Source organism: Frigoribacterium sp. VKM Ac-1396 (assembly GCF_015350895.1).
Taxonomy (GTDB): Bacteria; Actinomycetota; Actinomycetes; order Actinomycetales; family Microbacteriaceae; genus Frigoribacterium.
The window spans coordinates 489,672-498,383 of the sequence record NZ_JADKSD010000003.1; the positions used below are offsets into that span (position 1 = coordinate 489,672).

Below are 8,712 nucleotides of genomic sequence, written 5' to 3' on the forward strand. Positions count from 1 at the left end.
GAGAGCCGCCTTGGGGAAGGCGTCCCGAAGCGTCAAGCGGGCGTGTTCCGTCGGAGTGCGGCGGTCCCGGCCTAGGCCTCGCGCGATCCGATGCGCACGGATGGTGACGGGTTTCGGCGGCCCTACATCCGTCGCAGAGGACTCTGTGACGCTGGCGGGCTTTCCCGGGGCGTACGGGTTTGAAGGGCAGCAGGCTCGAACGCCGCGACTACCGGCGTTCGACCTCAGGCTGCGTCGCTGCATCTGAGCCCGGCTACTGCCGACGACAGGATGACCTGTGCCCGATAGGCGGTCGTTCATCGGGACACCTGCTTGGGCCCGTTTTATCCGACTGGCATCAAGTGGCGCCTGGCCTGCGGATTCGCGTATGCCTGTCCCGCAAAAATGCCCGGTGACGGGGGGATGAACGCTACAGTCGTCGGATGCTCATCGGATACGCCCGCGTCTCGACGTCAGGACAAGATCTCGCAGCACAACGTGACGGTCTTGCAGCGCTTGGTGTTGACGATCAACACGTCCATGTTGACCACGGCTTGTCGGGCACTACTCGAGCCCGGCCGGGCCTGCGCGAGGCCCTCGCTGCGTGCCGTGCCGGCGACGTCCTGGTGGTGACGAAGCTCGACCGTCTTGCCCGCTCGCTGCGTGACGCGACCGACATCTCCGACGAGCTCACGAAGAAGGGCGTCGCCCTGAACCTCGGGGGAGCGGTCTACGACCCCACCGACCCAGTGGGCCGCCTGCTATTCAACGTCCTCGGAATGGTGGCTGAGTTCGAGGCCGACCTGATCCGTGCCCGCACGCGGGAGGGGATGGCGATCGCCAAGGCCGCTGGCAAGCTTCGCGGTCGCAAGCCCAAGCTCACCCCCTCACAGGAGAAGCACCTCGTGCAGCTGCACCGCACCGGCGCCCACACAACCAGCGAGATCGCCGAACTCTTCGGTGTTGCGCGTTCGACGGTCTACCGCGCAATCCAGCGAGCGGCGCCCTGATCCATCGATTCGTGGACGAGGCTCGGCGGATCAGGGGAACGTTCGGAACACGCACTCGGTCGAGCACCGCTCTGACCGGTCAGGGCACGCGGCTAGGCCGTGTTCGGCACGAGCGAGGCGTGACCGGAGCCGGTCGAGCCGGGCCTGCTTCTTCTCGATCTGACGCACCTGCTCTGCCAAGAGCGGCCGCAGCGCCTCCCGGACATCGGTGCAGGACGTCGACTCCATGGTGCTGAGGTGCGCGCCGATCTGATCAAGAGGCAATCCGAGTTCTTTGCTGGCTTCAATCAGGTCGAGGCGGCTGAGCAGGTCCGGGCTGTAGTCGCGGTACCCGTTGTGGGCCCTGGCCGGGGTCAAGAGCCCGATGGACTCGTAGTACCGGAGCGCCGTGGCGGAGACACCGCTGCGTTTACTGACTTCGGAGATTCGCACACCGCGACCCTAGAGCCGCCGGTGCCGCTTGACCTTCGAGCGGCTCGAACCTCTACGGTCACTGACGTGCCCTCTTCCCCCACACCTGTCCTGCCGTGAACGCGGTCGTTTCCTGGCGCGAACACCGGCAGATCGGTCTTTACCTGGTCGCTATCCTGGCTGCCGGCGTGGTCGGCCTCACCGTGCCGGGGGCACACCACCTAGAGGCCGCGATCGAGCCCGTGCTCGCGATGCTGCTGTTCGCGACGTTTCTCGGGGTGCCGTTCGCCGCGATCAGGAGGTCTCTCCGAGACGGGCGGTTCCTCGCCGCGGTCGGGGTGCTGAACTTCGTCGTCGTCCCCCTCGTCGCGTACGGGCTGTCCCGGTTCGTCGCGGACGAGCCGGCGCTGCTGTTCGGGGTGCTGCTGGTGCTGTTGACCCCGTGCATCGACTACGTGATCGTGTTCGCCGGTCTTGCCGGCGGCGCGTCAGAACGGCTCCTCGCTGCGGCACCGGTTCTGATGCTGGCGCAGATCCTTCTCCTGCCGCTGTACCTGCTGCTGTTCATCGGCCCCGAGGGCGTCGCCGTGGTCGAGGTCGGCCCCTTCGCACGGGCGTTCCTCCTCCTAATCGTCGTCCCGCTCACCGCGGCCGCGCTCGTGCAGGCCCTCGCCCGGCGACACCGGTCCGGTGTCGTGATCGAGCGGACGATGCTGGGCCTGATGGTGCCGCTGATGATGGCAACCCTGTTCACCGTCGTGGCCTCACAAGCCGGAGACGTCGGAGACGCCCTGGGGCAGCTCCTCGTGCTGGTGCCGATCTATGCCGCGTTCCTCGTCGTCATGGCAGCGCTCGGCATCGGCGTCGGACGCATCTTCCGGCTCGACGTGCCAGCAACACGGGCCCTGGTGTTCAGCGGTGCGACCAGGAACTCGCTCGTGGTCTTGCCGCTCGCACTCGCCCTCCCGGCGTCGCTGTCGCTTGCTCCGGTCGTCGTCGTCACCCAGACGCTCATCGAGCTCGTTGGCATGGTGATCTTCGTCCGCCTCGTCCCACGTCTCGTGCGGAGCGATTCAGAGACGGTTGCGTAGGTCTGCGACTCGAGAGCGAATGTCGTCTCGGACAAGGCGCATCCGCTCCATGCCTTCGATGCCCCGCTCGGAAGGTTCGTCTGTGATCCACGTCTCGAACCGGACTGTCGGGATCCCTTCAACTTTCGCCTCGGTACCGAGAGTCACGAGGACGTCAGCCGTGGCGATCATGTCTGCGGTGAGGGCCTTCGGGTGCTCGTCGCCAACGTCGATGCCCAGCTCTTGAAGAGACTGGACTGATTGGGCGTTGAGGGCAGCCCCGGGCTTGGTGCCGGCAGAGCGCACGGTGACCTCGTCGCCAGCGAGGTCGCGCATCAGAGCTGCGGCCATTTGCGACTTGCCCGCGTTCTTCTGACAGACGAAAACGACAGTGGGCTGATGAGTGGTCATGTGGCGAACCATACTGACGTCGAGAAACGAGTCACCGCGTTTGCGTCTCGATAGCCGATCCGCCACCGAGAGCGATTTCGGACCGATTTATCGAGACGATCTGGGCCCCGCAACTAAGAGGGAGTGGTCGCAGCCAACGAGCGTCCGGTGACCGACCGTCTAACGGGCGTCTCGTTCGGAGGTGCTCAGGTGTCTAGCCGAGCCAACGCGACCGTGGATCCCTGCAAGCGGATTTCTACACTCGTGATCTTCAGGCTGGGAATAGCCGTCGACGCAGACAGATCTGCGGCACGCGAGCCAGCTGCGTCCCACGTCGCGACGGTAAGCGTGGTGTTGTCCGTTTGTGTGACCACGAGCTCGTATCGGGAGTTGTCTGGCGCATCCGCGCCGTAGTCGCAGTTCCAATCGAGCCTCGTGCCCCAAGATTTCTCCTCGATCTGCAGACCGGCAGTAAGGGTGGTGGAGTCAGTTCCGGGGTCCATGGGCTGGAACGTCATTTGGGCCGTCGCTGGGCCGACGTCGTTTCTTGCGCCCACGGCGAGCCCCCCGAAGACGGCGGCAGCAACAGCAGCGGCAACTGCGAGAGCCATGACTCCTCGGCGGCGGCGTTGACTCTTGCGGAAGCGGTGGGCCATCAGCGACAACGTTTCTGATGGCGCCTGAGTTTCATCCATACCCAGAGGTGAATGGATGGCAAGGGCCTCTTCCGGCGAGATTCGGCTCAGGATGCCTGGGAGACCCGCAAGTTCCGTCACCGCTTCACGGCAGTTGGCGCAGGTACTGAGGTGCTGCTCGTATTCGCGACGTTCATCGGTGGGGAGCGCTCCGAGGACGTAGGACGCGTCCCAGTCTTGGTAACGGTCCTCGTTAGCTTGAAGATCGGGATGCTCAGTCATCGTGTGACGCCCCTTTCTTGGAGGGCTAGCCTCAGCCCGCGTAACCCATAGTGGAGCCGCGATTTCGCGGTTCCTTCTGGGATGCCAAGCCGTCTCGAAATTTCAGGAATGCTCTGACCAGCGAAGTACGCATCGATGACGATCTGACGGTGGTGGTCGGAGAGCGACGCCAGCGCGTCCGCAACGATGATGCTGTCCAGGACGGCATCAGTGCGATCGAGAGCAGTGCCTTCTACCTCGCCAAGGGCTGCCACTTCTCGTCGACTCCGGGCAGATCGTGCGTCGTCGATGACGAGGCGCCGAGCGACCGTGAACAGCCACGCTTGAGCCGCATCCTTGTCGAGCTCCAGCACCTTAGGACGCTGCCATGCTCTCAGCATCGTCTCTTGAACGATGTCCTCGGTCAGCGCCGCGTTCCGAGTGAGGCTGTGTGTGTAACGGCGAAGCGCCCCGCCGTGGCACTCGAACAATGTCGACAAAAGCTCGTCACTGGCTCGGGCCATGACCTTCACCGCCTCGCGCCAGTGAAGTCCGGCTAGTGCCTGATCCAGGACCGCCTCTTGTCGTGCCTGTATCGAGCGCACCGAGGAACGCCGATGCGCACCAGTGATCGAACCTCATGCCATCGACCAGGCCAGGACATGGGTTCACCGTCTGAGCGGAAGCAGTCGACGTATTCGCACCCACTGTCTCTGCCTTGATGTCGATGAGCACTGCCTTGTGGCTCCTTTGCTCGGGTGGGGTTGTGGAGCTGCGAGGGCCTGCAACCCGGAGAGTTCTGTCCGGCAGGCAGGCGTGCGATCAGGAGGCTGGGGTTGCTGCGCCCTCAGTGGCTGCTTCCATGTTGATCGTGCCGTCCGGCTGGAGGACGTACCAGGCATCCTTCACGCCCTGTCCGTTGACCTGTCCAGGTTCGGTGTCCTTCGCGAACCGGTACACCGGCCAGCCGTCGACGGTCAGCTGGGTTGTCCCGTCCGTGCGGGTGAGGGAACCGATCTCGCCCGTGATGCCTTCTGGGGAGGACGTGTCGGAGGCTTCAACTGCCGGCCAGGTCGTGGCGCATTCGTCGTAGCAGTTGCTGGTGCCCGAGTCCTGCTCGTCCATCTTGAACGTGTAGATCGTGTACCCGGCGTCGTCGGTGATGATCTCGCCCAGGGGAGACGTTGCGGTGCCGAGGACTGCCGCTGCCGCGGTGGTCTCGGCGGGGGCCGGCTCGGTGGAGTCGGTCGTCGTGGATGATTCGGCAGATGTGGTGCACCCGGAGAGAGCGGCCGCCGCCAAAACGGCCGTCGTGAGGGTGATGGTCATTCGCTTGTGCATGATTCCTCCTGCTGGTACGCCGGCCCAGGTAGCCCGCTTACTACGAACACGATGCAGCTCATCCAGAAGTTCATCCGTGGCCGAAAAAGATTGGCGGTCGCAGGCAGCCGTCCTCACTCCCGGCGAAACGGGTGGCAGACGCGAGTGGCAACCCTGCACCGAGGGCACCGCTGTCACACATCATCACTCTGGGCCACTGTTCGCAGCTGCGGCGTCACGCCCTGCTGGACGACGTGACTATCCATGTTCACGACGTGATCTGGTCTCGAAACATCCCCCGGGACCGGATTACGGCGATCTCAGACGTCGGCCAGGTCGAGTACAAGGACGCCCGCGGCTACAGCAGCATGGGCGCCTTGGTCAACTTCCACGGCTCATTGGGCTTGACGGTCGCCAGTGTCGCCGGGCTGGTCCTGTCAGCCGAGCGTGATGGCGACGAGGCCACCGATGCCGACCGCGTAGAGCACGAGCACGACGAACGAGTCCACGCCCATGCCCGCGATGCGTCGTCGCGGCCGAAAGAGCAGGCCGACGGCGTAGACGAGCGTGAGGAGCGCGGCGAGGGCGGTCAGGTAGACGTCGCTGGTGTTCGACTGGGGCAGGATCGCCTGCCCGGAGATGACCGTGGCGACGAGGAAGAGCACGGGCAGGAAGGCGTTGCCGCCGAAGATATCGCTCATGGCCAGGTTGTCGTCGCCCTGCTTGACGGCCTGCAACCCGGTCGAGATCTCGGGCAGGCTCGTCGCCAGGGCCAGGACTGTCGCGCCGAACAGCACACCCGACAAGCCGATCTGCGACGCGGCCGCGTCGCCCGCGCGTTCGAGCACGACGCCGGCGACGAGCGTGGCGAGGGCCGACAGGCCGAAGACGACCGCGGCCTTCTTCGTGCTCATGGTCGTCGGCGACGGGTTCGAGCGCGTCCGGTGTCCGCGCGGTCGCGGCGTCGACGTGTCAGGTGCCGCTCCGGCCTCGTGCCACGGCAGGCCCTTGCCGGCACGCCGGACGAGGAACAGGCCCACGAGCCAGATGACGGCGATGAGGACGACGTCCGGCGTCAGGCGCGCCACTGTGAGCGAGGACGGCAGCTGGGTTCCGGCGATGACGACGGCGAGGACCGCCACCACGACCAGTGCCTCGAGCAGCAGCCCTAGGGAGGCCGCGCGATAGGTGAGGGGGTGGACACCCTTGCCGCGTTTCCCGAGGGCGTCCAGGACGACGAGGACGACCGTCTGAAGGGCGATGCCGCCGAGGATGTTGCCCGCGGCCACCTCGAGCGAGCCCGAGAGGGCGGCGCTGACCGTGATGGCGATCTCGGGCAGGTTGGTCGCCACCGCGAGGACGATGAGTCCGCCGAGCGCGCTACCGAGGTGGAGTCGGGAGTCGAGGACGTCGGTCGTTTTCGACAGCTGGATGCCGGCGACCCAGATGACGGCGGCGCCGGCGACGAAGATGGCGGCTAACAGCCAGAGGGGAAGGGTGTCCATGCGTGCTATGCAACTCCTCGGGGTGCGCCTCTCGACGCGGGGCGATCGTCGAGACGGATGCCGGCGGCCCCCGGCCGGTCCAGGCGCCTTGCACTCGTCGGCAGCCGCCGCGGGCTGGGAATCGATCAACCGCCTCATCGACCCCAGGCCGATCGCGAATCCCTGGCTGCTGGTCGCCGCTGGGCTCATCGGCTTTGCAGACAACGAACTCGTCGCGATCTACCGCATCCGCGTCGGGCGACGGATCGGATCGGCAGCCCTTGTCGCTGACGGGGTCCACGCCCGCCTGGACGGCTTCACGTCCCTGTCTGTCGTGCTGGGCGCCATCGGGGTCCTCGCCGGGTTCCCGCTCGCGGACCCCATCATCGGCCTGCTCATCGCAGCCTCGATCATGGTCCTGCCCTGGGGGACGGTGAAATCCATCGGCCGACGGCTGATGGACGGCATCGACCCCGACCTCCACAAGCGAGCCGAACACGCCCTGGAACACGCCCTGGGCGTGCGGGGCGTCCACGATCTTTATCTCCGGTGGATCGGGCACCGTCTCACCGGCTCCGCAACCATCGAGGTCGACGCCGAAGACCTCCTGACGGCGTCCCAGACCGCCGACCAGGCCGAGGCGCATCTGCGCGCTGCGCTCGGCAACCTCGACGCGTTCACCGTTACACCGATACCACCGGTGCCGGCTCAGAGGCTCTCATCAGCCGTACGCGGCACGATACCTCCGGGGGGTATCTTTTTTTCGATTCTGATCCTGGAAGAACGACCATGAACCGCACCGCCACCATCTTCATCAGCGCAACTGCGACCATTGCTGCCCTCGCCCTCGCGGGGTGCGCCGAGGCGTCGTCGTCCGCAGGCGACACGTCGTCCGCGTCGTCGTCCCAGGCTGCTGCCTTCAACGATCAAGACGTCATGTTCGCCCAGATGATGCTCCCGCACCACACCCAGGCCGTCGAGATGAGCGACATGCTCCTCGCGAAAGACGGTATCGACGGGGACGTGATCACCCTTGCCGAGACGATCAAGGCCGAGCAGGCCCCGGAGATTGATCAGCTCACGACATGGCTCAAGGCTTGGGGGCAGGACACTGAGGCGTCCATGGATCACTCCATGGACGGCATGATGAGCGACTCCGACATGGACGCCCTCGAGAATGCTGACGGAACCGACGCGGCGCGGCTGTTCCTGGAACAGATGACGACACACCACGAGGGGGCTGTCGAGATGGCGCAGACCGAGATCGAGGGTGGGCAGAACCCTGACGCGGTCCAGCTGGCGACAGCGATCGTCTCCTCTCAGACTGACCAGATCGACACGATGGAAGACCTCCTCGCGGTAATCAAGTAGCCGTCCTCGTCGCAGGCCAGCGTGCCCCAAGACGGTCACCAGAATCTCGGTCTTGGTAATGCAGTCCCGGGATGGCTCGGGGAGCCACAAGCAGCGGAATTTTGGTCGCCACCTGGGGTGGCAGCGATACCGGTCGCCGGCCTCGTGGTCGACGTCGCTCCCGCAGTCCTGCTGGTGAGGATGTGACCCGTGCTGAAAACGTCCGCCTAGCAATCGGTCACCGGTTGAGGCAGCCCCAGGCATCATGAGGGGCATGAGAGCGGGGACAGTGACTTACGGGAAGACCCTCGCTGGTGTCTTGGCTGTTCTCAGCGATGTCGATCCGTATGGTCTCGAGCCTGGTCAGCCGGACGGTGCTCCGTCAGATGAGTGCGAGATGGAGGCGGTCGACCTGGTTCGCATTCTCCTCAGGGCCGATGCCGTCACGATCCTTGATGTCGAGGCGGTGTGGATGCGCTGGTTCTCGGAGTCGCTCGTCCTTCGACTCGGACCGCCCCGAATGGCGCAACTGGTTGATCGCTTGAACGCACGCGTGGACGGTGCCCGATAGAGGATCGCCCACTGGATCACTTGCTGTGGGGCGAGTGCACTCGGAGCGGACGCCGTCTTGGTCGTTCCGCGTCGTCGGTGAGCGTGGGCGGAAATGGTCCTCGACGTCGTAGCGTCTAGGGATGCAGCAGCCGAGGGGCCTCGATCAGCTCGTGTCGGAATGGCGGAGCTCCGGACCAGGACGTGCGCGCTTCGTGCCGGGCTTCGACCCATCAGGTGGAGGAGCAGCGGC

The 8,712-nt window shown here is 65.4% G+C and carries 10 protein-coding genes; 4 read left to right on the forward strand and 6 right to left on the reverse strand.

Going from position 1 to position 8,712, the window contains the following annotated elements:
- Positions 1 to 422: 422 nt before the first annotated feature.
- Positions 423 to 989: a recombinase family protein gene (locus tag ITJ55_RS14635; protein ID WP_055976327.1), complete on the forward strand. Its 567-nt coding sequence runs from the start codon at positions 423 to 425 to the stop codon at positions 987 to 989.
- A gap of 30 nt (positions 990 to 1,019) precedes the next feature.
- Here ITJ55_RS14635 and ITJ55_RS14640 read toward each other — a convergent pair whose 3' ends face one another.
- A complete protein-coding gene (locus tag ITJ55_RS14640; RefSeq protein ID WP_055801348.1) occupies positions 1,020 to 1,421 on the reverse strand; it encodes a MerR family transcriptional regulator in 402 nt (133 codons plus the stop codon).
- A 95-nt stretch (positions 1,422 to 1,516) separates the two neighbouring features.
- Between ITJ55_RS14640 and ITJ55_RS14645 the strand changes: the two genes are divergently transcribed.
- Positions 1,517 to 2,491 (forward strand): arsenic resistance protein, encoded by a 975-nt coding sequence (locus ITJ55_RS14645; RefSeq protein ID WP_055801345.1) that lies wholly within the window; start codon positions 1,517 to 1,519, stop codon positions 2,489 to 2,491.
- Here ITJ55_RS14645 and ITJ55_RS14650 read toward each other — a convergent pair.
- The 5 genes from ITJ55_RS14650 to ITJ55_RS14670 form a co-directional block, all read right to left on the reverse strand.
- The gene (locus ITJ55_RS14650) at positions 2,474 to 2,881 is read right to left on the reverse strand and encodes a low molecular weight phosphatase family protein (RefSeq protein ID WP_055801565.1); all 408 of its coding nucleotides are present in this window, start codon (positions 2,879 to 2,881) and stop codon (positions 2,474 to 2,476) included. The genes ITJ55_RS14645 and ITJ55_RS14650 overlap by 18 nt on opposite strands.
- A 185-nt stretch (positions 2,882 to 3,066) precedes the next feature.
- Positions 3,067 to 3,777, reverse strand: a complete 711-nt coding sequence (locus ITJ55_RS14655) for a zf-HC2 domain-containing protein (protein WP_082452595.1) — start codon at positions 3,775 to 3,777, stop codon at positions 3,067 to 3,069.
- Entirely contained in the window at positions 3,774 to 4,280 is a 507-nt protein-coding gene (locus ITJ55_RS14660; RefSeq protein ID WP_055801561.1) for a sigma-70 family RNA polymerase sigma factor, read from the reverse strand. Before ITJ55_RS14660 ends, ITJ55_RS14655 begins: the two co-directional genes overlap by 4 nt.
- A gap of 298 nt (positions 4,281 to 4,578) precedes the next feature.
- A complete protein-coding gene (locus ITJ55_RS14665; RefSeq protein ID WP_158612599.1) occupies positions 4,579 to 5,085 on the reverse strand; it encodes a hypothetical protein in 507 nt (168 codons plus the stop codon).
- A gap of 428 nt (positions 5,086 to 5,513) precedes the next feature.
- Positions 5,514 to 6,581: a sodium:calcium antiporter gene (locus ITJ55_RS14670; protein ID WP_055801336.1), complete on the reverse strand. Its 1,068-nt coding sequence runs from the start codon at positions 6,579 to 6,581 to the stop codon at positions 5,514 to 5,516.
- A gap of 7 nt (positions 6,582 to 6,588) precedes the next feature.
- On the opposite strand from ITJ55_RS14670, the gene ITJ55_RS14675 reads away from it, so the two are divergent.
- Both ITJ55_RS14675 and ITJ55_RS14680 read left to right on the forward strand, forming a co-directional pair.
- Positions 6,589 to 7,353, forward strand: coding sequence for a cation diffusion facilitator family transporter (locus tag ITJ55_RS14675; protein WP_369814011.1), 765 nt, complete (start codon positions 6,589 to 6,591; stop codon positions 7,351 to 7,353).
- Positions 7,350 to 7,931 (forward strand): DUF305 domain-containing protein, encoded by a 582-nt coding sequence (locus ITJ55_RS14680; protein ID WP_055801328.1) that lies wholly within the window; start codon positions 7,350 to 7,352, stop codon positions 7,929 to 7,931. The genes ITJ55_RS14675 and ITJ55_RS14680 overlap by 4 nt, the downstream gene beginning before the upstream one ends.
- Positions 7,932 to 8,712 lie beyond the last annotated feature (781 nt).